This window comes from Arthrobacter koreensis (genome assembly GCF_035792275.1).
Taxonomy (GTDB): Bacteria; Actinomycetota; Actinomycetes; order Actinomycetales; family Micrococcaceae; genus Arthrobacter_B; species Arthrobacter_B koreensis_A.
Map to the genome: position 1 here is coordinate 96,144 of NZ_JAMWKK010000003.1, position 22,905 is coordinate 119,048.

Here is a 22,905-nt window from a genome sequence, read left to right on the forward strand (position 1 = left end):
TGGTAACCCGACTGAGTCTCATGCCAGGAACCCGTCTGGCCCGCATCCCGATTCCTCTAACTCTTCCGGATCCGTGTTCTGTGCCGATCCGGCGGTGGCTGATGACTCGTCGGTGTCGTCCCTTCCCGAGGGATTTGCCGGGCGGTTGTCGTTCCGCGGCGCCGACCGTCTGGGTTATGAGGAAACCGTCTCCGCTCTGCAGCGTCTGGGCATGCTGGTGTCTTGGGCGCAGGCGCAGCAGGCACGTGTCGCTGCCCGTCTGGAAGTGCTTTTCGCCCGGGATATTGCCGAAGCATCCGGCAGGGAAGAACCAGCCCTGGCTATGAGTCTTGCTGCTGCGGAGGCTTCCACTGTCCTGAACATTCCGCACATGACCGCGATGCAGCTCATCAGTGAATCCACCCGGCTGTGTACTGAGGCGCCGGACACTCTTGACCGTCTGGCCGAGGGGAAGATCGGCCTCCAGCACGCCCGGATCATCCTCGAAGAAACCCACAACCTACCCGCCAACGTCCCTGACATTCCGGAAGCGGGGGCGGTTGCCGGCCTCGACAGTCCTGCTGCGGATCCATCAAACGACGACTCAGAACAACTGGAACTCGGCCTCCATGAACCGGACCCAGATAACGTGAACGGCTCCGATGCCGATGCCGATGCCGATGCACCAGGTGATGCCGAAGCGCTCAGTGTCCGTAATGCCTTTGAACGCGATCTGCTCGCGGAAGCTGAAGGCAGGACTGCTGCCGGATTCGGCCGGCGGGCCCGCAGGCTCCGCGAATCCCGCTTCCCAGATCTGATTCCGGTCCGGCACCGGGAGGCCAAGGACAAACGCCGGGTCATGTTCCAGCCCCTGCCCGATGGTATGTCCTGCCTCAGCGCGATCATCGCCGCGGAAAAGGGCCAAGCCATGTTCGCCGCCCTCACCAGTGCCGCGAAAGCCGGCAAACGGGCCGGAGACCCCCGCACCATGGACCAACTCCGCGCCGACACCCTCACCGAGCTGCTCCTCGAAGGGGAACCCGCGGCCCTATCCACCGACACTCTCACTCCAGGAAACACACCCGGGTCCTCATTGGAGGCTCAGTCAGCTGCCTCTGTATCGTTTGGCAATGCGGGCCCGGCTGCGGGCCCGGCCTCGGGCTCGGGCACCGGCTCGGGGAAAGCCGAACCCACGGATATCCCGGCGGACTCACTCCGCGGCACCAGGCGGAAAGGCAAGCATCCCCGGCGGGCCGAACGGCACCGCAATCGGAACCAGAACCGCTCTAAAGTCAGCACGGAAGTCATGGTCCTGATCAACGCCGACACCCTCGCGGGACTCAACGAGAACCCGGCAGAACTCAACGGCTACGGACCCATCAGCGCCGAAACCGCACGGACCGTGATTCTTGAGGCCCTGCACTGGACGCCCCTGCTCCAGGACCCCGCCACCGGCGAGATTCTGAACGTGGGACGAACCCGCCGCATCCCAGCAGGCCTCAAACGCTGGCTCCAGGCACGGGACGGAACCTGCCGCTTCCCCGGATGTTCAGTGAGCGTGACCCACGCAGAGATCGACCACACGGGCCAACAGACCACTCGAACCTGGAACACCTCTGTCCCAAACACCACCGGTTCAAGACGCTCGGGCACTGGAAAGCACGCCAACCAAAACCCGGAACCGTCGAATGGGACTCCCCCGCCGGACGCACCTACGCCACCGACCCGACCTTGGATTACGTCCCGGCCGGGCAGGCAACGGGACTACGGATCCCGCGGCAGAGCCAGAAAAGGAAGAGCCTCGACGCAGGTGGCGACCCACCGCCCTTCTAGGTCCGACTCCCTCGCCCTTCGGCACTACGCGAAGTGGCTGGCATGCGACGGGCAGCAGACACCCGGCGGCGCCAGCCACCACACCCACTGCCCGCAGGTCCGCCCTTCACCTAGGCGACAGGCGTCCTCCGCTAGGCAGCAGGAAGGTGAATACTCGTCACAGGCTGGGACGGATCGGGAGTGAATTCGACACCGGAAGGCTCGCCGCCCGCCATCACTATCTGCGCACCCAAAGCAGCAACCATTGCACCGTTGTCGGTGCACAGACGGATAGGAGGAACACGCAGCGAAATACCGGCAGCAGCACAACGCTCGGCAGTCAGCTCACGAAGCCGGGAGTTCGCAGCGACGCCACCACCAAGCAAAAGGTTCGTAATCCCCTGCTCAGTACAGGCAAGAACAGCCTTGGACGTAATGACATCCACAACTGCCTCCTGGAAAGACGCAGCGATATCCGCAACCGGAAGCTCCTGGCCGGCAGCCTCATACTGCTCGACACAACGGGCAACGGCAGTCTTCAATCCCGAGAAGGACCAGTCATACCGGTGCGGACCGGGAACCTCAGCCGTGCCCATGTACTTGGGCTGGGTCAGACCGCGGGGAAAACGGATAGCCTTCGGATCGCCCTGGCGGGCAAGCTTGTCGATAGCAGGACCACCCGGATACCCCAGACCCAGAATGCGGGCGACCTTGTCATAGGCCTCACCGGCAGCATCATCGATGGTGGAACCGAGAAGCTGGACATCCGAAGTCAGGGAACCAACACGAAGAATCTCGGTATGCCCGCCGGAAACCAGCAGCGCACCAAGATTCTCCGGAAGCTTGCCGCCGTCCAGAACACCAACACCGACATGGGCAACCAGATGGTTGATCGCATAGAGCGGCTTGCCGGTAGCAACGGCAAGAGCCTTGGCAGCGCAAACACCAACCATCAGGGCACCGGCAAGACCAGGACCGGACGTCACAGCAATGGCATCGATGTCTTCCAGCGTGACGCCGGCCTCGTCAAGAGCCTGGCGCAGCGTAGGAACAAAGGCGTCCAAGTGAGCACGGGAAGCGATCTCCGGAATGACGCCGCCAAAACGGACATGCTCCTCCATGGAAGAAGACACAGCATTCGTCAGCAGGGCGTCTCCGCGGACAATTCCGACGCCGGTCTCGTCGCAGGAGGATTCGATGCCAAGCACCAGAGGTTCGGTGCAGTTCATTGGAAGTCCTTCACTTGTTTGGTTTCGCGCGGCGGAGCACCATGCCAGGAGGAAAGCTCCAGACGCATAATCAGCGCGTCGGCTCCATCCCGGTAATAGCGCGGACGGACATGGATCTGTTCAAACCCGAACCAGCGGTAAAGCCGCTGCGCACGGGGATTATCGGCACGCACTTCCAGCAGCACATCATCAGCACCGCGGACTTTCGCCTCATCGATAAGGGTGGCCAATAACCGGGACCCGGTACCCGAACCTTCGTGGGCAGCATCGACGGCGATGGTCTGGACATCCGCAATCGGCAGCACGCACATCAGCCCCGCATACCCGATGACGGTGCCGTCGGACGCCTCAGCCACGTAGTAGGCGCGGGTGTCCCGCTGGCGGAGCTCGTCATAGAACATCTCCGTGGGCCAGGCATCAACGGGGAACATCGCCTTCTCCAGCGCGTCGACGGCAGGAATATCCTCTTCCGTCATGGGCCGGATGGCCGGAAGCTGCCCGTTCACAGCGCTCGCTTCCGCGGACCGGGAACCTTCGCGTCGGATTCACGCAGATAAAGCGGCAGATCCGGACGCAGGTCCAGGCCACGGACCAGACGTACGACGGCGGTGCGCCCCAGCGCTGCAGCAGTCGGCTGGGCACGGGCAAAGTCCTGCACCGCATGCAGGACATCCGGATACAGGCCGCTACCGGCGCCATAGGCCGGCAGCTCCGGAACCTCAGACGGAGAGGTAACGTGGGGGCCGTCCAGCAGTTCCGGTGTTCCTCCGGTGCTGCGGTAGCGGGCCCAGTAGACCTCTTTGCGCCGGGCATCAGTGGCCACGACGAACTCATCCACGCCGGCCCGCCAGGCATCCAGGGCAGCGTCTACAGCAATGGCATCCAGGCTCATGACTCCGTGCAGTGGTTTGTTCCAGGCAAAGGCAAGGGTTCGAGCTGTCGCGATGCCCGAGCGGAGACCGGTGAAAGGACCGGGTCCGACGCCGACAACCAGCGCATCGATCTGGGCTCCGCTTACACCCGCTTCTTCCAGGAGCCTCGAAATGCCGGGGGCGAGGACTTCGGCATGGGATCGGGTATCTTCCGTAGCGAACTCCGCGAGGATTTCCCCCTCACCGGTCAGAAGTGCCGCACTGGCAATGGCGGAGGTATCGATGGCGAGGATAAGCACGGTGTTCAGTTTACGCCGTCGCCCGATGCTCCCGTTTCGCGGAGCAAGCCGCCGGGTGTTCGGGAATCCCTGACGTCCTCAGCCACTTTGACCCAGTGGGGAACCATAAAGCGCGGCAGCCACACCAGGCTCATCAGGAACGTCCAGATTCCGCCGAGCACAAGTATCAGCAGCGCTGCGAGGAGGGGACGGGGCAGGGAATCGCCGTCCATGTCCCACAGCAGAGTACCGGTCAGCAGTCCAATGCCCCCGTAGAGCATGCCCAGGGCGGGGTAGGCCTTTACCTTCGGCAGGAGCCCGGGGTGCCCCACCCACGTACGCCATCGGCCGGTATAGGCGCGCCACCCCATGGCGAGCACCACAAGGCTCAGGATCAGCCCCAGCAGAAATCCCATTGAACCTGGCTTTCGGTCCGGTCCCTCCGACGCCACCGCCTAGGACGCGGCGTCAGGTTGGGTTTTATCGTATCTTCCGCGGCCTGAAGGGGTGGCGGGAGACCGGAGATCGCCTACGCCGGGTCAGGGAATGGGAAGAGGAGCTGACTCCCAGCGGGGACCGTACCCGGTGATCCGGATGGTGCGCTCCTCGTCGTCGTCCTCCACAGAGAAGTCGGTGACCAGTTCCCCGGAACCGCCGGCAGCTCCACCGGTGGCACGCAGCAGGGTGATTTCCAGCCGGCTGTCGGACAGATGCTCCACCAGACCGCGCCCCCACTCCACCACGGTCACAGACGTGTCCATGGTGTTCTCCAGGTCGATGTCATCAATTTCGCCGGCAGATTCAAGCCGGTAGGCGTCCACGTGCACCAGGTCCGGCCCGCTGCCCAGTGACGGGTGGATACGGACGAGGACAAATGTGGGAGAAATGATCCCCGGCCGGACTCCCAGCCCCTCCCCCAGACCCTGCGTAAACGTCGTTTTGCCCGCACCCAGCTCCCCGGTCAGCAGCAGCAGATCCCCGGCCCGCAGGGAAGCACCAAGAGCGCGGGCCAGATCCTGCGTCTGGGCAGCACTGGAAGTTCTGTAGTCGCGCTCCCAGACCGGCGCTTCCATACCGGTGGTCACGGAAGCACCGCCTCGGAATCCGGCTCGAGGGCTACGACAGCATCAGCGGCGGCACCGGAGTCGACGTAGCTGCGCGTGACGCGGCCACTGATCCGGGTGATGATTTCGTAGTTGATGGAACCGCTGGCCTGCGCCCACTCATCAACGCTGGGGAACCCTGCCGGCCCAAAGAGCACCGCTTCCCTGCCCAGGAAAGAATCCGGAGTTCCGGCCACCCCGGTACGGCCAAGGTCTATGACCATTTGGTCCATGGCGATCCGGCCCACCACAGGGAAAACCTCGCCGTTGACCATAACGGGCCCGCCGGTCGCGACGCGCGGAATGCCGTCGGCGTAGCCAACCGGAACAAGCGCGAGCGTGGTGGGTTCGGCAGTGCGGTAGTGCAGACCGTAGGAAACGCCCTGGCCTGCCGGCACTTCCTTGCAGTTGGCGATGGTGGTCTTGAGCGTCATGGCAGGGATGAGTCCCAGCTCTTCGGCGCTCTGGCCGGGGAACGGCGACAGCCCGTACATGCCCAGTCCCACCCGGACCAGGTCGAAGTGTGAATCGGGCCGGGACAGGACTGCCGGGGTGTTGGCGATATGCCGCACTTCGTGGTCCACCCCGGCGTCCTCGGCAACGGCTACCGCTTCGCGGAACTTCTGCAGCTGTTCGTCGGTTTCCATCCGGCGCGGCTCGTCTGCGACGGCCAGGTGGGAGAAGATGCCCACCACCCGCAGCAGGCCCTCCTCCTGGTAGGCCAGGGCCGCGCCCACAAAGGATTCCCAGAGTTCTTCCGGGCAGCCGTTGCGGCCCAGGCCGGTGTCGATCTTCAGGTGCACCCGGGCCGGGACTTCGAGGTCACGTGCCGCGGCTACCACTGCCTCGAGCTCCCAGCCGGAGACACCGATGTCGATGTTCGCAGCGATGGCAGCGGAGAAGTCACTGTCCGAGGTGTGCAGCCAGGCCATCACCGGCGTGGAGATTCCCGCCGTGCGCAGGGCCAGTGCCTCGGAAATGTGCGCTGTCCCGAGCCAGGAGGCTCCGGCGTCGACCGCGGCACGGGCCACTTCCAGCGCACCGTGGCCGTAGGCATCAGCCTTGACCACCGCCATCAGGCGGGCGGGCTTGGCAATTTCGGCCAGGTGGCGGACGTTGTGCCGGATCGCGGCAAGATCGACGACGGCGCTGCGCTCCGCCGCGGGGACAGTTTCGAGGTAATTCACGGGTCCATTCTGTCACTGCGGACCCGGCAGGGAATCACCGGCGGTGTTCCTCGAGGTCCTTGTGCATGATGTGCAGGCCGGTGAACCCGTGCACCGGGTGCCGGAAAGCGTCCGGAACTGTGGCGAGAATCCTAAAACCCAGGGACTCCCACAGGGCCACCGCTCGCTCGTTGGTTTGGACCACCGCATTGAACTGCATGCTGCGGTAACCCTGCGCTGCAGCCTGCTCCAGCACGTGCGCGGCGAGCGTCCGGGCGACGCCGCGTCCGCTGGCCGGTGCAGCAGTCATAAACGATGCGTTGGCCACATGGCTGCCGCCGCCTGCCCGGTTGGGGTGCAGCTGGGCCGTGCCGAGAATCTGCCCCGCTTCCTCGGCGACGTAGACGTACGCGGGACGTTCCTCCAGCCAAACGTCCCGCGCATCGTCTTCTGTCATGTCCCGGTCCCAGCAGTACGTTTCACCGGCCCGGACGATCGGTTCCATCAGCGGCCAGATCTGCGGCCAGTCTGCAGCGTCCGCTTCGCGGATACCTATCCCCACCGCTGTGCTCAGGCGTCCAGGGCGGCAGCCCAGAGGTTAATGTCCGAGTCCTGGGCAAAGGTGTCGATGTCCGCAAGCTCCTGGTCCGTGAAGTCCAGGTTCTGCACGGCCGCCAGGCTGTCTTCGAGCTGCCGGACGCTGGAGGCGCCCACCAGGGCAGAAGTGATGGAGACGCCGTTGCGCTGAGTGCGCAGCACCCAGGCGATCGCCATCTGGGCCAGGGTCTGGCTGCGGGACTCGGCGATGCGGTTCAGTCCGCGCACCCGGTCCAGGTTCTCCTCAGAGAGCTGGGAGGGATCCAGCGATTTGCCGGCCGCGGCACGTGAATTCTCCGGTACACCGCCGAGGTACTTGTTGGTCAGCAGCCCCTGGGCGAGCGGGGAGAAGGCAATGGACCCTGCGCCGGTCTCTTCCAGTGCCTGGAAGAGGTTCGGATCGCCCTGCTCCACCCACCGGTTGAGCATGGAGTAGGAAGGCTGGTGAATGAGCAGCGGGGTCCCCATTTCCTGCAGGATGCGTGCTGCTTCAACGGTCTTCTCCGCCGAGTACGAGGAGATGCCCGCGTACAGGGCCCGGCCGGAACGCACCGCGGTGTCCAGCGCACCCATGGTCTCTTCCAGCGGGGTTTCCGGGTCAGGACGGTGGCTGTAGAAGATGTCCACGTAGTCCAGCCCCATCCGTTCCAGGGACTGGTCCAGGCTCGAGAGCAGGTACTTGCGGGAACCCCAGTTGCCGTAGGGGCCCGGCCACATGTCATACCCGGCCTTGCTGGAAATGACGAGCTCGTCGCGGAAAGGCCGGAAATCATCCTTCATGTGCCGGCCAAAATTGGTTTCCGCACTGCCGTAAGGCGGCCCGTAGTTGTTGGCGAGGTCAAAATGCGTGACCCCCAGGTCGAAGGCCCGGCGCAGAATGGCGCGCTGGTTCTCGAACGGGACGTCGTCCCCAAAGTTGTGCCACAGCCCGAGTGAAACGGCGGGCAACTGCAGTCCGCTGCGGCCAACGCGGCGGTAGGGCATGGTTTCGTAGCGGTCTTCTGCGGGAGTGTACGTCATGGATCCATCCTGCCATCGGTGTCCGGGGTAGTAGTGGAAGCGGGCATGTCAGTTCGGCGCCGTCCGGGTGCCGGATAGAATCGCCGAACCGAAGCCTGGAAGCTCCACAGCGCCGTCGAAGGTCAGGATAGGGGCAGTCTCCAGCAGCACCTGTGCCTCGCCGACAAGGGGAATCGGGAGCTCGCGCGCTGAATCCGCGAAGTTCAGCGCCACGATGACGTTCCCGCGGTGAATGGTCAGCCAGCGTGAGATCTCGTCAAAATCCACGCTGATGTTCCGGAAATCGGGTTCAGTCAGTTCCGGCACCGTGCGGCGCAGGGCCAGCAGGTCCCGGTACAGCCGGTGCAGCCTGGCATGCCCGTCATTGCCCACTTCGGACCAGTCCAGCTTGGACCGTGCGAACGTATCCGGGTCCTGTGGGTCGGGAACCAGGGACGGGTCCCAGCCCATCCTGGCGAACTCCGCCAGCCGTCCCTCCGCCGTAGCCCGGCCAAGGGCCTCCTCGGGGTGGGAGGTGAAGAACTGCCACGGGGTTGAGGCACCGAATTCTTCACCCATGAAGATCATGGGAGTGTTCGACGACGCCAGGTTCAGGACGGCAGCGAGCGCAAGCTGGTCGTAGCCCAGCACAGCCGTATTGCGGTCACCGGCGGCCCGGTTGCCGATCTGGTCGTGGTTCTGGACGGCGACCACCAGCTGGCGGGGGGTGATCACTGACTTGTCCAGCGGCCGGCCGTGGCTGCGGGCGCGGAAGGAGGAATAGCCTCCGTCGTGGAAGTACCCGTCGGTGATCACCTTCGCGATTGCCTCGAGTGAGTCGAAGTCAGCGTAGTACCCCTGGGTTTCCCCCGTGAGGTTGCTGTGTACCGCGTGGTGGTAGTCATCTGACCACTGCCCCGCAATGCCGTAGCCATTGAGGTTCCGCGGCGTAATCATCCGCGGATCGTTCAGGTCCGACTCAGCGATCAGGAACAGGGCCCCTCCCAGCTCAGCTGCGAGATCGTCCGTAAGTGCCGCCATTTCCTCCAGGATATGGAGCGCCCGCTCATCCCGCAGGGCATGGACTGCATCCAGCCGGAGGCCGTCCACATGGTAATCCCGGAACCACATTTCGAGGTTGTCCAGGACGTACCGGCGAACGTGGTCGGACAGCGGTCCGTCCAGGTTCAGCGAATCGCCCCACGAGGTGGCACTGCCCTGCTGAAGGTAAGGACCGAACAGCGGCAGATAGTTGCCGCTGGGACCCAGGTGGTTGTAGACGACGTCCTGGATGACTCCGATCCCGTGGGCATGCGCGGCGTCAACGAAGCGCTGGTAAGCCTCTGGTCCGCCGTAGGCTTCGTGGACCGCATACCAGAGCACGCCGTCGTAACCCCAGTTGTGGGTGCCGTTGAACGCATTGACCGGCATCAGTTCCACGTACTGTATGCCCAGGTCAGCGAGGTAGCCCAGCTTCGCGGCGGCAGCGTCCAGCGTACCTTCGGGCGTGAAGGTACCGATATGCAGTTCGTAGATCGCTCCCCCGGCCATGCCCGGAGAGACCCAGTTTGAGTCCGTCCAGCGGAAACCGGACGGATCAAAAGTCCGGGAGAGGCCATGGACACCTTCCGGCTGGCGGCGGGACCGCGGATCCGGCACCGGAGTCGTGGCGTCATCGATCAGGTAGCCGTAGTCAATGTTCGTGCCGCCGGGTTCCACGACCACCGGGGATGCATGCCACCACCCGTCTTCGCCGGCGTCCATGGCCGTTTCCCGCCCACCGGCCAGGAGCCTCATGGTGCGGGCCTGCGGTGCCCATACGCTGAATACAGTGCTCACGATGCCTCCTGACGTACCAGCAGCGCCACGGGATAGTGCTGGAACAGGTCTGCGGCTTCAACGCTCCCGCCTTCATGGCGCCTGCCGGTCAGCCGGTCGACGTAGGTTCCCGGCGCCAGGTGAACGAGAGTTCCCCTCCAGCCGCCGGAAGCTTCGAGTCCCAGGGGAAGACGGGTCACCAGCGTGAGGGCCCCGCCCCGGTCGAAACCGAACACGTGCTCCGCGGCCGGTCCTTCGGTTCCCACCGCCGAGTAACCGGTGAACAACTCGGGACGGTCCCGCCGCAGGCGCAGGGCCTCACGGGTGACGTGGAACTTGGCAGCCCCCGATGCATCAACGGGTACCGGTGTGCCCGCCTCCGCAGCGGCGGCTGCCGTGCGGAGCGAGTAGTCCACCGGGCGCCGGTTGTCCGGGTCCACCAGGGAGTGGTCCCACAACTCTGTCCCCTGGTAGACATCCGGGACGCCTGGCATGGTCAGCTGCACGAGTTTGGCGCCCAGGGCGTTGGACCGGCCTGCGGAACCGATGCGTTCAGCCACGGAGACCAGGATCGCATTGGCTTCGGGGTGGTCATATGCACCATCCACCAGGGCGTGAAGCTGTTTCTCGAAGGCCTCATCCGGCGCCGTCCAGGTGGTGCTCTGCCCTGCTTCCCGTGCGGCTTTCTCCGCGTACGCGTGGGCGCGCTCGCGTTCCAGCGGCCAGGTTCCAGCCAGTGCCTGCCACAGCAGGTCCGCCAGTGGACGGTCTCCCAGCGGCAGCAGCTCCTCCAGCTCGGTGACGGCCTCTGACCATCGCTGCGGGATCTCGGACAGGACGCTGATCCTGGCCCGGGTGTCCTCGCTCCGCTTCGTGTCATGGGTGCTGAGAGTGGTCATGGCGAGCGGCGCGTCCTGCTGCCTCACGAGCATGGCCAGGTGCAGGTCATGCGGTTCAAGGGCGAAAAGCGAGGGATCAGCACCAACCTCGTTGAGGGACGTTAGCCGGGAGTAACGGTAGAAAGCCGTGTCCTCCACGCCTTTCGCCATGACCATGCCCGAGGTCTGCTGGAACCGCACGGGCAGTTCATCCAGATAACCCGTAGTCCCGGCTCTATCTCCGCGCAGCAGCGGCAGCAGCAGCTCGAAGGCCGGTTCAAGGTCGGGCCGGCGCACCCGGGCGTTCAGCGCGGCCTCCTCGAGGTAAGCAGCGCCGTCGGGCAGGTAGCTTCGGTAGACAGGGAAACAGGCCAGCAGCTCGGCAATCGCGTCCGCGGCCGTGGCTGGATCCAATCCGGAGTCCCGGGGCAGCAGGCGTACCAGGCGCTGGACTTCGGAATGCAGCAGCCCGTCGGCAACAGCCCGCTTGGTGTCATGGATCATGTGCCGGTAGGGTTCGGCGTCGGACGCGTCCGTGAGCAGCGCGGCTGCCTGCGGGTCAACGAACAGCCGGTCCACCTCGGCGAGCGCGTCGTAGCCGGTGGTTCCGGCCACCGGCCAGCGCCCGGGAAGCTTTTCGCCGGGTTCCAGGATCTTCTCCACGAGGACGTAGGCCCCGCCGCTCAGCTCACCGAGCTGTTCCAGATACCCCGCGGGATCTGCCAGGCCGTCCGGGTGGTCAATCCGCAGGCCATCCACCAGGCCCTCCCGGAACCAGCGCCCAATCTCGGCGTGGGTCTCATCAAAGACCCACGGAACTTCCACCCGGACACCGGCGAGTGTGTTGACTCCAAAGAACCGGCGGTAGTTAAGTTCGTCGTCCGCGCGGCGCCAGCTCACCAATTCATAATGCTGGCGGTCATGCACCTCCCGGGGCGTATCGCCCGGACTGAAGGTTCCGTCCGCGATGGGAAACGACTGCTCGTAATAGTGCAGCTGGCCGTCCTCAATGCGCAGGTCCTCCAGGGCATCGCTGTTTTCTCCCAGTACCGGCAGCCTCAGCCGCCCCGCTGCTGCCTCCCAGTCGATATCGAAGGCTTCGGCATAGCGCGATTGCCGTCCTTCCTGCAGCACTGAATACCACCAGCGGTTGGCTGCCGGAGTGGCTACGCCCATGTGGTTGGGAACAATATCAACCAGCACTCCCATGCCGGCCTCATGGGCGGCATCAGCAAGCGCTTTTAGGCCTTCCGGCCCGCCGCGTGCCGGATCCACGGCAGAGGGATCGGTTACGTCGTAACCATGGGTAGAGCCCCGCTCCGCGGTCAGGATGGGTGAGAGATAGACCCAGTCCGCGCCCAGGTCCTTCAGATACGGAACAAGGGCGGCGGCGTCGTGCAGGGTGAATCCCTCGTGCAGCTGCAGCCGGTACGTAGAGCGGGGCGCCCTCATACGGTGCTCTCCCGGGTCTTTGCCCCGGCCAGCGCCGCAAGGGAAGCCGCGACTGAATGGTCGTGGACTTCTTCCTCCTGCGGGTGGACCCGCAGCACGATCATGGACTTCGCCGCGACCTGCAGCTTGCCGTCGCTGCCGATTGGCTCCCCGTCCGCCCCTTCACCGGCAGTGTCGATGACCAGGTCCCAGAGATCACCGTATTCCTGCGGCGGCAGGTTGACAGTCACGGCGTCGTCGTCGGCGTTGAAGTACAGCAGGAAACTGTCATCGGTAATGGGTTGTCCGCGGCGGTCGTTGCCTCTGATTCCCTGCCCGTTCAGGAACACACCCAGGGACCGGCCCAGCTGGCTGTCCCAGTCTTCAGGCTTCATGGGCGTGCCGTCGTCATTGAGCCAGACGATGTCCGGCAGGACGTCTTCCTCGCCGCGCTCAACCGGCCGTCCGTCAAAGAACTTGCGGCGCCGGAACGTGGGGTGTTCTGCGCGCAGCTTGTTCACCGCGGCCGTGAACTCCATCAGCGGTGCGTCCATGTTTTCCCAGTTGATCCAGGTCAGCTCAGAGTCCTGTGCGTAGCCGTTGTTGTTGCCGTTCTGGGTACGGCCCAGCTCATCGCCGTGGGAAATCATCGGAACGCCCTGGGAGAGCAGCAGCGTGGCCAGTATGTTGCGCTGCTGGCGGGCGCGCAGGGAGAGGACTTCGGGGTCGTCAGTGGGGCCCTCCGCGCCGCAGTTCCACGAACGGTTGTGGGACTCGCCGTCGTTATTGTCTTCGCCGTTGGCCTCGTTGTGCTTCTCGTTGTAGGAGACCAGGTCCCGCAGGGTAAACCCGTCGTGGGCCGTGACAAAGTTGATGGAGGCCACCGGACGGCGCCCCGAGGACTCGTAAAGGTCCGCCGAACCCGTGATGCGGGACGCGAATTCACCCAGTGTCGAAGGCTCGCCGCGCCAGAAGTCCCGGACGGTGTCCCGGTACTTGCCGTTCCATTCCGTCCACTGCGGCGGGAAGTTGCCCACCTGGTAGCCGCCGGGGCCGATATCCCATGGCTCAGCGATCAGTTTGACCTGGGAGACTACCGGGTCCTGCTGCACCAGCTCGAAGAACGTGGAGAGCTTGTCCACATCGTAGAACTCGCGGGCCAGAGTGGAAGCCAGGTCGAAACGGAAGCCGTCTACGTGCATTTCCGTCACCCAGTAGCGCAGCGAGTCCATGATCAGCTGCAGGGAGTGCGGGTTGCCGACATTCAGGGAATTGCCGGTGCCCGTGTAGTCCATGTAGTAGCGCTTGTCGTCCTCCACCAGCCGGTAGTACGCCGCGTTGTCGATGCCGCGGAAGGAGAGGGTGGGGCCCAGATGGTTGCCTTCGGCGGTGTGGTTGTAGACCACGTCCAGGATCACTTCGATGCCGGCCGCGTGCAGGGCCTTGACCATGGCCTTGAACTCCTGGACCTGCTGTCCATCCTCTCCGGTGGAGCCGTAGGTGTTCTGCGGGGCGAAGAAGCCGATGGTGTTGTAGCCCCAGTAGTTTGAAAGGCCCTTTTCCTGCAGGGTTGAATCATTCACGAACTGGTGCACCGGCATCAGTTCCAGGGCGGTCACGCCAAGCTTCTGCAGGTGTGCGATCACGGCAGGGTGCGCAATTCCGGCGTAGGTCCCGCGCTGTTCCTCGGGAACCTCCGGGTGCTGCTGGGTGAGGCCCTTGACGTGGGCCTCGTAGATCACGGACTGGTGGTACTCCGTGCGCGGACGCCGGTCGCCGTCCCAGTCGAAGAACGGGTTGACCACCACGGCCTTCATCATGTGGGGTGCCGAGTCGTCGTCGTTGCGGGAGTCTTCGTCGCCGAAGTTGTAGCCGAACAGGGACTGGTTCCAGTCCACCTGCCCCGATACGGCCTTGGCGTAGGGATCCAGCAGCAGCTTGCTGGGGTTGCAGCGGTTGCCCTGTTCAGGGTCGTTCGGTCCGTCCACGCGGTAGCCGTACTTCTGCCCCGGAACTACATGGGGCAGATAACAGTGCCACACATAGCCGTCCACTTCCGTGAGCGCGACGCACGTCTCCGTGCCGTCGTCGTCGAACAGGCAGAGAGTTACGGATTCTGCCACCTCGCTGTAGAGAGCGAAATTCGTGCCGTTTCCGTCGTAAGTTGCTCCCAACGGGTAGGCATCTCCGGGCCACACTTCCATTCAAAGCTCCTCGCTGCGGTGGGTGGCAGGCAAAATACTATGCCTGCTTACTTTTCTACAGTATGCCAGCTTCACCGGGGCCGGGACGCCACTGTTCCATAGCGGAGACCACCCCGCGAATGGCCTCCGGGAGAAGGGAGGGCTGGACCGGACCCTGTTCAGCTGCGAGACTTCCGGCCCTGCCGTGGATGCTTGCCGCCGCCGCTGCCACGCGGGCGTAGTACCCCGAACCGGGCGAAGGCGTCCGGGAGGTGGAGAGCATCGCCCCGAGGATGCCGGAGAGTGTGTCGCCGCTGCCTGCGGTGGCCAGCCAGGGCGTTGCTTCGGCCTGGCTGTAGACGGGGCCGCCCGGGGCAGACACGAGCGTTGCCCACCCCTTGAGGAGGACGGTAGCACCGGTCAGCTCGGCGGCTTTCCGCACCCACGTGAGCGGATCGGACTCCACGGTTTCCCGCTCCGCTTTCTCGCCCAGCCGGTTCAGCAGCGCCGCCATTTCCCCGGCATGCGGGGTGAGGATCACCTGTTCGCCCAGACCCGGCTGGACGGCGGAGAGCGCATCGGCGTCGATCACGCACGGCAGTCCGGAGGCCATCGCGTCCACGGCCCGGCGCCGCTGCGCCTCGTCTGTGCCTGCCCCGGGTCCGGCCACCCAGGCCTGCACGTGGGTGAGCGGAACGGTGCTGTCCGCGCAGACGGCCTCTGGATGCGCCTGGTTGATCAGCCGGCGAACCGGTTCCGGTCCCAGGTACCGCACCATGCCGGTCCCTGTTGCAAGCGCTGCGCCGGTAGCCAGCACAGCAGCCCCGGGATAGGTGTCCGATCCCGCCGCGATGCCAAGTACTCCGCGGCTGTACTTCTGGTCCCCGGCTGCGGGACGGGGAAGCAGGGCAGCGATGTCCGGGGCCAGCAGCCGCTGCACGTCAGGTGTTCCAAGGTATGGGGTGATCCCGATGTCCACGAGTTCGATGCGTCCGGCGGCTTCGGCGCCCGGGCCGGCAACCAGTCCGTTTTTCAGCGCACCAAAAGTTACTGTCAGGTCTGCGCTCAGGTGCGGGCCGGGCGCCTGCCCTGTGTCCGCGTCAATGCCGCTGGGAAGGTCGCAGGCGACGACGGCGGGAGCCAGTCCGCGCCGCTGCCGCGCCGGTGCCAGGGCAGCCAGCCGGGCTGACGGTTCCCGCAGCCCGCCCTTGCCGCCGGTTCCCAGGATTCCGTCCAGGACCAGGTCGGCTTCTTCACAGAGCCGCAGCAGCGAGTCTGCCGTGTCTTCGCTGAGTTCGAGTACCCGCCCGCCTTCGGCACGGAACGCGGCCAGGCCGGCGGCGTGTGCGGAGGGTGAGGTGAGCACAGCGGCGGCAGCGCAGCCGCGGCGCAGCAGCCGGACTCCCGCGTACAGGGCGTCGCCGCCGTTGTTGCCGGCGCCGGCAAGAACCACGCAGGACGCCCCGTAAATCCTGCCCCGGCGCTCCTTCAGCAGGCGCGCCGCGGCTGCGTAGAGCCCGTAGGCGGCCTGCTGCATGAGTTCTGCACCCGCGCCGGCATCCAGAAGGGGACGCTCGGCCGCCCGGACCGCTGATCCGGAGTACGCACTGATCATGCGTACAGACTAGCCTTCAGCGACCACCATGGCAGTGGCAAGGTCGCCGTCGTGGCTCAGAGAGAGGTGCCAAACCCGTACGCCGCGTGCTTCGGCAGCCGCGGCAACCGTACCCTCGACGCGTACGCGCGGCGCCCCGGCTGCGTCGAGTTCGATCTGGCAGTGCTGCCAGTTCATGCCCGCCGGTGCACCAAGCGCTTTGGCAACGGCTTCCTTGGCTGCGAACCGGGCAGCCAGCGAACGAAGGTTCAGTTCACGCTCAGCCGGGACGAACAGCCGGGCCCGCAGCCCCGGCGTCCGTTCAAGCTGGCGCCCAAACCTTGGGACATCCACCACGTCCACTCCGATACCGACAATCATGGTGTTCCCCCTGGCCCTTTGGCGGGCACGTTATTCGGATTATGCGGACTATTCGACGGTGACGGACTTGGCCAGGTTACGCGGCTGGTCCACGTCGTACCCCTTGGCGGTAGCCAGGGCACAGGCGAAGATCTGCAGCGGAACCGTGGTCAGCAGCGGAGCCAGCAGCGTCGGTGTTTCCGGCACGTAGAAGACATGCACGGCGTAGGCCTTGACCGCGTCGTCGCCTTCTTCCGCGATGACGATGGTCTTGGCGCCGCGGGCACGGATTTCCTGGATATTGGAAACAACCTTGGCGTGCAGCGAATCGCGTCCGCGGGGCGAAGGAACAACGACGAAGACCGGCTGGCCCTCCTCGATCAGCGCGATCGGTCCGTGCTTGAGCTCTCCGGCAGCGAAGCCCTCGGCGTGGATGTATGCCAGTTCCTTCAGCTTCAGCGCACCTTCCATGGCCACAGGGAAGCCTACGTGGCGTCCCAGGAACAGGACCGAGGAGGCACCGGCCATCAGGTTGCCGAGTTCCTTGATGTCCTCGGCACTGTCCAGGACGTGCTGGATCTTGGCGGGAACCTTGGCCAGGTCCGCAAGGATGTCCTTGATTTCGCCCTGGAACTTGTTGCCGCGAATCTGCGCCAGGTAGAGCCCCAGCAGGTAGGTTGCGGTGATCTGCGCGAGGAAGGCCTTGGTGGACGCTACGGCGATTTCCGGCCCCGCGTGCGTGTAGAGAACGGCGTCGGCTTCCCTCGGGATGGTGGAGCCGTTGGTGTTGCAGATGGCGAGGACCTTGGCGCCCTGTTCCTTGGCGTACCGGACAGCCATCAGCGTGTCCATGGTCTCTCCCGACTGGGAGATGGCAACGATCAAGGTGTTCGCATCAACGATCGGGTCACGGTAGCGGAACTCGTGGCTGAGCTCGACCTCCACCGGAATTCGGCACCAGTGCTCGATGGCGTACTTGGCCACCTGGCCGGCGTAGGCGGAAGTGCCGCACGCCAGGACCATGATCTTGTTGATCGACTTCAGTTCCTCCGGGCTGACCCGCAGTTCGTCCAGGGTCAGCCGGCCGTCTGCGTCGGAACGGCCCAGCAGGGTATCGGCGACAGCCTGGGGCTGGTCATTGATTTCCTTCTCCATGAAGGAGTCATAGCCGCCCTTTTCGGCCGCAGCGGCGTCCCAGTTCACGTCGAATTCTGTCCCCTTGGCGGGCGCACCGTAGAAGTCCGTGATCTCGACGCTGTCCGGTGTGATGGTGACGATCTGGTCCTGGCCCAGTTCAACGGCACGGCGGGTGAAATCGATGAAGCCGGAAACGTCAGAGCCCAGGAAGTTCTCGCCGTCGCCGAGGCCGACGACGAGAGGGGAGTTCCGGCGTGCGGCCACTACGGTATCCGGGGAGTCTGCGTGGACGGCGAGGAGGGTAAACGCTCCTTCAAGGCGCTGGCAGGCGAGCTGCATGCTCAGGGCGAGGTCTCCGCCGCCGTTGCCGGCGTAGATGCTGCCCAGCAGTGCGGCGGCCACTTCAGTGTCTGTTTCGGAGCGGAATACGGCTCCGGCCGCCAGGAGCTCTTCCTTGAGCTCGGCAAAGTTCTCAATGATGCCGTTATGGATCAGCGCCAGCCGGTCGTTGTCCGCCAGGTGCGGGTGTGCGTTGCCGTCGGTGGGCCCGCCGTGCGTAGCCCAGCGGGTGTGGCCAATACCGGTTGTTGCCTCGGGCAGCGGTGCGGAATCCAGCTCAGCTACCAGATTGGCCAGCTTGCCGGATTTCTTTCGGGAGTCGACTCCCAGAGGGGTGAGCACAGCGACTCCCGCAGAGTCATAGCCTCGGTATTCAAGGCGCTTGAGACCCTCCATGACAACGTCCAGGGCGCTGTGCCCCACTGCTGCGGCAGCGCCCGGGCGGCCGGTATAACCTACGATTCCACACATGCATCTAAGAGTACCGGCAGCAGGCGCTGAGGTTGTAAACACTCCCCCGGGGCGCCCCGGTGTCCAAGTCCTTCTCCGTTTGGATTGACCGCCGGGGCAGTGCACAATTCCTAGAGTGACCGAACCAACTCCGAAGCCGGCGCCCGGCAACGGCCAAGAGACTAACTTCACTCCGTTCGTTGAGCTGGACCGGCAAACCTGGTCACGCCTGTCCCACGAAATTGAGTCTCCCCTGAACCAGGAAGACATCACCCGCCTTCGGGGACTGGGCGACCAGTTGAACCTGGACGAGGTACGCGAGGTCTACCTTCCGCTCTCCCGGCTGCTGAACCTTTACGTGGCCGCCGCGGGTAGGCTGCACAGTGCCACTACGACCTTCCTGGGGGAACAGACGACGCGCACGCCGTTCGTGATCGGCGTCGCCGGCTCCGTCGCCGTCGGGAAATCCACCACAGCCCGTGTGCTGAGGGAGATGCTCAGGCGCTGGCCGGATACCCCGAATGTAGAACTGATAACCACTGACGGGTTCCTCTATCCGAACGCCGAGCTGAAGCGCCGGGGCCTGATGGAACGCAAGGGTTTTCCGGAAAGCTACGATCGCCGCCGGCTGCTGCGTTTCGTCAGCGCGGTCAAGTCCGGCGCCGAGGAAGTCAGGGCACCTCGGTACTCGCACCTGACGTACGACATCGTTCCCGACTCTGAAATTGTGGTTCGCCGTCCCGATGTCCTCATCGTCGAGGGCCTGAACGTGCTGGCACCCGCGCGCACGCGCCCGGACGGTCGGTCAGGACTGGCGCTGAGCGATTTCTTCGACTTTTCGATCTATGTTGACGCGCGCACCTCCTACATCGAGGAGTGGTACGTCCAGCGGTTCCAGTCACTTCGGAGCGGGGCTTTTGCGAATCCTGCGTCCTACTTCCACCGCTATGCTGCCCTGACGGACCATGAGGCCCGCCAGACTGCGCTGGACATCTGGAAGCGGATCAACGAACCCAACCTGGTGACCAACGTCCTGCCCACCCGCGGCCGCGCCCAGCTGGTCCTCACCAAGGACGCTGATCACTCGGTGCGGCGCATGCTGCTCCGCAAAACCTAAAAAGCGGGGAAAGGCACTGACGGCGCCCTGAAGGCGGCTACTCTGGCCACATGCTAAAGGGATTCAAAGACTTCATTATGAAGGGCAACGTCCTGGACCTTGCCGTAGCCGTCATCATCGGAGCTGCGTTTACGACCGTCGTTAACGCGCTGGTCGAATCGGTGCTTATGCCGTTCATCTCGGCACTCGTGGGCTCCCCCAATTTCGACAGTTTCGCCGTGGTGACCCTGAACGGAAACCAGATCCAGTTCGGCGTGCTGCTCACGGCAATCGTGAACTTCCTGCTCGTGGCAGCGGCCGTGTACTTCGTGATAGTCCTGCCGATGAACAGGATGATTGAACGGCGCAACCGCAGGCTCGGAATCACTCCGGAACAGTCCGCCGACCCGCAGGTCGCCCTGCTCACCGAGATCCGGGATGTCCTTGCAGCCCAGTCTTCCGGCGGGCCGAAACACTAGCCCGGCCCGCCCGGGCCCGTCCTAGACGCCCGCGCCCTCGGAAGCTTTCAGCGACAGGTTCGCCTCAACTACGGCAGCCAGCCTGGCCGCGACGTTCTGTGCCGTTTCCATGTCCGCGGCTTCGACCATCACGCGTACCAGCGGTTCGGTACCCGACGGGCGCAGCAGGACGCGGCCGGTCTCACCGAGCTTCTCCTGTGCGTCAATAACCGCCTGCCGCACAGCTTCGTTCGTGGCTGCTGCCGTCTTATCCACGTTCTTCACGTTGATGAGTACCTGGGGAAGCTTGTCCATGATGCTGGCCAGCTGCTTGAGGCTGCGCCCTGTCTTAGCTACCTGTGCGGCAAGCTGGAGTCCTGTCAGGACGCCGTCACCGGTGGTTGCGTACCTGGAGAAAATGACGTGGCCTGACTGCTCGCCGCCCAGGCTGTAACCGCCCTCGCGCATGGCTTCGAGTACGTACCTGTCACCGACTCCGGTCTCGCGGACGCTGATACCGGCGTCTCGCAGAGCCAGCTTGAGGCCAAGGTTGCTCATGACTGTGGCTACGAGGGCGTCGTCTTTGAGTTCACCCGACGCTTTCATGGCTACGGCCATGATGGCCATGATCTGGTCACCGTCCACGATGCTGCCTTCAGCATCCACGGCGAGGCAGCGGTCGGCGTCGCCGTCGTGCGCAATGCCGAGGTCCGCCCCGTGCTCCAGGACCGCCGCCTGGAGGGGTCCGAGGTGCGTGGAGCCGTAGCCGTCGTTAATGTTGATGCCGTCCGGGTCCGCACCGATGACGATGACTTCAGCACCGGCGTCGGCGAATACCTGGGGCGAGCAGCCGCTGGCGGCACCGTGCGCGCAGTCCAGCACGACTTTGAGTCCTTCGAGCCGGTTAGGCAGCGTCTGCAGCAGGTGAACCACGTAACGGTCTTCTGCGTCGGCGAAGCGTTTGATGCGGCCTACGGCGGCGCCCGTGGGGCGGTGGCTGGGCGCCTGCATCTCGGCTTCTATGGCGTCTTCCAAGGCGTCATCCAGCTTCTGGCCGCCGCGCGCCAGGAACTTGATTCCGTTATCCGGTGCCGCGTTATGGGAAGCAGAGATCATGACGCCGAAGTCCGCTTCGAGATCCGCGACCAGGAATGCTGCCGCGGGAGTCGGCAGGATGCCGGCATCAAAGACATCGACACCTGAGCTGGCCAGGCCTGCCTCGACAGCCGCGGAGATGAAGTCACCGCTGATCCGCGGGTCGCGGGCCACGACTGCTACCGGCCGTTTCCCCTCAGGTACCTGCTGGTGTCCAAGCACCACGGCTGCAGCCTGCGCCAGCTCAAGGGCGACCTCGGCGGTAATAAGTCCGTTGGCCAGGCCCCGAACCCCGTCGGTACCAAACAGTCGTGTCATAGAAAATGTCCTTAAAGCATGCGGCCGCCAGGGAAAACCGGGTGCGTGGGGAAGTACCCGGGCGGGGGTAAGGCGCAACCCCCGCGCCTATTCTGCCACCTCAGTATCACCTGCGGCGAAACACCCGCTGCTGCTCACGGGCAAATCCGGTGGATTAGCGGGTGGTTCAGGCGCAGGGACCCCACGCTGGCTAGGGGGTTCTGCCGCTTGATGTCCGATTCCGCACAACCACCCGTCTGGTGTCCGCCCTGGCCTGCCGCCGCTGTGTTGAAGCAACCCGGTTGACGAACACAGAAAGCCCCCGGCAACTGCCGGGGGCTTTCTGCATAAACCCTCACGTCCAGCAAACGCTGAATCAGCGCTTGTGGAACCAAACACCCACTGAGCTGAATCAGCGCTTGTGGAGCCAAGCGCCAAAAGGCGCCGAGGGCCCCAATCGGCTGACGCGCCAGCGGCAGCCGATTGGGTAGGCGCGTTTTAGCGCTTGGAGTACTGAGGTGCCTTGCGGGCCTTCTTGAGACCAGCCTTCTTGCGCTCGATGACGCGGGCGTCACGAGTCAGGAAGCCTGCCTTCTTCAGGGCCGGGCGGTTGTTCTCGCGGTCGATCTCGTTCAGCGAGCGGGCAACGCCGAGACGCAGTGCGCCGGCCTGGCCGGAAGCGCCGCCGCCGTGAATACGGGCGATGACGTCGTATGCGCCGTCGAGGTCGAGGAGCTTGAACGGCTCGTTGACTTCCTGCTGGTGCAGCTTGTTGGGGAAGTAGTCAGCCAGTTCGCGGCCGTTAACGATCCACTTGCCGGTGCCGGGGACAACGCGCACGCGGGCGATTGCTTCCTTGCGGCGGCCAACTGCGGAACCTGCAACGGTCAGGGCCGGGCGTTCCTTGACGGCCGATTCGGCAGCGTCAGGGGTTTCCGAGGTGTAGCTGGTGAGCTCCTCGGTGTTTTCATTCAGCTCTTCAGTGTTCTGAGCCACGATTCTCCTTGAATTAATTTCTTAGTTGGCGGGCCAGAACTACTGGGCGACCTGGGTGATTTCGAAGGTCTTGGGCTGCTGGGCGGCGTGCGGGTGCTCGGCACCTGCGTATACCTTCAGCTTGCCCATCTGCTGTGCAGCGAGGGAGTTCTTGGGCAGCATGCCGCGGATGGCCTTCTCAACTGCGCGCACCGGGTTCTTCTCCAGCAGTTCGGCATAGTTGACGGAGGACAGACCGCCCGGGAAACCGGAGTGGCGGTAGGCACGCTTCTGTTCGAGCTTGGCGCCGGTGAGGGCAACCTTCTCAGCGTTGATGATGATGACGAAATCGCCCATGTCCATGTGGGGAGCAAAGGTCGGCTTGTGCTTTCCGCGCAGCAGTGTTGCGGTCTGGCTGGCAAGACGGCCTAGGACAACGTCGGTGGCGTCAATGACGTGCCACTGGCGGTTGATGTCGCCGGGCTTCGGGGTGTACGTACGCACGGTTTTTGCCTTCGTTTCTTCTTCTTAGGTGGCGCGCCGCGTATGGATGCCATACGCAGTGCAGCTTCTCTATGCGTTACCGGATGGTCAGGTGAGGACTGAATTAACCAGTGGTCCTGAGATCTCGGCTATCTCCCCGGGGCCAGGTGGCTCTGCAACTGAGCCGCTCCCGTGGGCATAGGCCTATCGAGGTAGGACACGCACAACGACTATAAACAATAGCCTGCTTGCCGGGTCAGGTCAAAGTCCCGGCAG

At 64.5% G+C, this 22,905-nt stretch carries 20 protein-coding genes; 3 read left to right on the forward strand and 17 right to left on the reverse strand.

The genetic code is table 11. The annotated features are described in order from the left end of the window. Positions 1-94: 94 nt before the first annotated feature. Complete coding sequence (locus NGB94_RS03940; protein WP_325789250.1) at positions 95-1,996, forward strand: DUF222 domain-containing protein; 1,902 nt, start codon at positions 95-97, stop codon at positions 1,994-1,996. On the opposite strand, the gene tsaD is transcribed toward NGB94_RS03940, so the two are convergent. The 14 genes from tsaD to glmS form a co-directional block, all read right to left on the reverse strand. Then, a complete protein-coding gene (tsaD, locus tag NGB94_RS03945; RefSeq protein WP_325789251.1) occupies positions 1,944-3,020 on the reverse strand; it encodes a tRNA (adenosine(37)-N6)-threonylcarbamoyltransferase complex transferase subunit TsaD in 1,077 nt (358 codons plus the stop codon). The genes NGB94_RS03940 and tsaD overlap by 53 nt on opposite strands. Then, positions 3,017-3,496, reverse strand: a complete 480-nt coding sequence (gene rimI, locus NGB94_RS03950; protein WP_325789252.1) for a ribosomal protein S18-alanine N-acetyltransferase — start codon at positions 3,494-3,496, stop codon at positions 3,017-3,019. The genes tsaD and rimI overlap by 4 nt, the downstream gene beginning before the upstream one ends. Before the next feature lie 26 nt (positions 3,497-3,522). Then, positions 3,523-4,191 (reverse strand): tRNA (adenosine(37)-N6)-threonylcarbamoyltransferase complex dimerization subunit type 1 TsaB, encoded by a 669-nt coding sequence (gene tsaB, locus NGB94_RS03955; protein ID WP_325789253.1) that lies wholly within the window; start codon positions 4,189-4,191, stop codon positions 3,523-3,525. Between the two features lie 5 nt (positions 4,192-4,196). Then, entirely contained in the window at positions 4,197-4,586 is a 390-nt protein-coding gene (locus tag NGB94_RS03960) for a hypothetical protein (RefSeq protein ID WP_325789254.1), read from the reverse strand. Between the two features lie 123 nt (positions 4,587-4,709). Continuing rightward, entirely contained in the window at positions 4,710-5,243 is a 534-nt protein-coding gene (gene tsaE / locus NGB94_RS03965; protein ID WP_325789456.1) for a tRNA (adenosine(37)-N6)-threonylcarbamoyltransferase complex ATPase subunit type 1 TsaE, read from the reverse strand. Between the two features lie 8 nt (positions 5,244-5,251). After that, positions 5,252-6,460 (reverse strand): alanine racemase, encoded by a 1,209-nt coding sequence (alr, locus tag NGB94_RS03970; protein ID WP_325789255.1) that lies wholly within the window; start codon positions 6,458-6,460, stop codon positions 5,252-5,254. Between the two features lie 34 nt (positions 6,461-6,494). After that, on the reverse strand, positions 6,495-7,001 hold the full coding sequence (locus NGB94_RS03975; protein ID WP_325789256.1) for a GNAT family N-acetyltransferase: 507 nt from the start codon (positions 6,999-7,001) through the stop codon (positions 6,495-6,497). A gap of 8 nt (positions 7,002-7,009) precedes the next feature. Next, a complete protein-coding gene (gene mgrA / locus NGB94_RS03980; protein ID WP_325789257.1) occupies positions 7,010-8,056 on the reverse strand; it encodes an L-glyceraldehyde 3-phosphate reductase in 1,047 nt (348 codons plus the stop codon). Between the two features lie 48 nt (positions 8,057-8,104). Next, a complete protein-coding gene (gene treZ / locus NGB94_RS03985; protein WP_418910607.1) occupies positions 8,105-9,877 on the reverse strand; it encodes a malto-oligosyltrehalose trehalohydrolase in 1,773 nt (590 codons plus the stop codon). Next, positions 9,871-12,183, reverse strand: a complete 2,313-nt coding sequence (treY, locus tag NGB94_RS03990; RefSeq protein ID WP_325789259.1) for a malto-oligosyltrehalose synthase — start codon at positions 12,181-12,183, stop codon at positions 9,871-9,873. Before treY ends, treZ begins: the two co-directional genes overlap by 7 nt. Next, a complete protein-coding gene (glgX, locus tag NGB94_RS03995; protein ID WP_325789260.1) occupies positions 12,180-14,366 on the reverse strand; it encodes a glycogen debranching protein GlgX in 2,187 nt (728 codons plus the stop codon). Before glgX ends, treY begins: the two co-directional genes overlap by 4 nt. A 55-nt stretch (positions 14,367-14,421) precedes the next feature. Next, positions 14,422-15,960: an NAD(P)H-hydrate dehydratase gene (locus tag NGB94_RS04000; RefSeq protein ID WP_325789261.1), complete on the reverse strand. Its 1,539-nt coding sequence runs from the start codon at positions 15,958-15,960 to the stop codon at positions 14,422-14,424. A 9-nt stretch (positions 15,961-15,969) separates the two neighbouring features. After that, on the reverse strand, positions 15,970-16,320 hold the full coding sequence (locus tag NGB94_RS04005) for a holo-ACP synthase (RefSeq protein ID WP_325789262.1): 351 nt from the start codon (positions 16,318-16,320) through the stop codon (positions 15,970-15,972). A 48-nt stretch (positions 16,321-16,368) separates the two neighbouring features. Further along, positions 16,369-18,246: a glutamine--fructose-6-phosphate transaminase (isomerizing) gene (gene glmS / locus NGB94_RS04010; RefSeq protein ID WP_325789263.1), complete on the reverse strand. Its 1,878-nt coding sequence runs from the start codon at positions 18,244-18,246 to the stop codon at positions 16,369-16,371. Between the two features lie 115 nt (positions 18,247-18,361). Here glmS and coaA point away from each other — a divergent pair, with 115 nt between their 5' ends. Further along, on the forward strand, positions 18,362-19,342 hold the full coding sequence (coaA, locus tag NGB94_RS04015; protein ID WP_325789264.1) for a type I pantothenate kinase: 981 nt from the start codon (positions 18,362-18,364) through the stop codon (positions 19,340-19,342). A gap of 50 nt (positions 19,343-19,392) precedes the next feature. Next, positions 19,393-19,800, forward strand: coding sequence for a large conductance mechanosensitive channel protein MscL (gene mscL, locus NGB94_RS04020; protein WP_325789265.1), 408 nt, complete (start codon positions 19,393-19,395; stop codon positions 19,798-19,800). Between the two features lie 21 nt (positions 19,801-19,821). On the opposite strand, the gene glmM is transcribed toward mscL, so the two are convergent. The 3 genes from glmM to rplM all read right to left on the reverse strand — a co-directional run bounded on the left by glmM (position 19,822) and on the right by rplM (position 22,650). Further along, the gene (glmM, locus tag NGB94_RS04025) at positions 19,822-21,192 is read right to left on the reverse strand and encodes a phosphoglucosamine mutase (protein ID WP_325789266.1); all 1,371 of its coding nucleotides are present in this window, start codon (positions 21,190-21,192) and stop codon (positions 19,822-19,824) included. Positions 21,193-21,669: 477 nt separating this feature from the next. Next, on the reverse strand, positions 21,670-22,167 hold the full coding sequence (gene rpsI, locus NGB94_RS04030) for a 30S ribosomal protein S9 (protein WP_091602713.1): 498 nt from the start codon (positions 22,165-22,167) through the stop codon (positions 21,670-21,672). Between the two features lie 39 nt (positions 22,168-22,206). Next, positions 22,207-22,650 carry a 50S ribosomal protein L13 gene (gene rplM / locus NGB94_RS04035; RefSeq protein ID WP_325789267.1) on the reverse strand — a complete coding sequence of 148 codons (444 nt, stop codon included), beginning with the start codon at positions 22,648-22,650 and terminating at the stop codon, positions 22,207-22,209. Positions 22,651-22,905 lie beyond the last annotated feature (255 nt).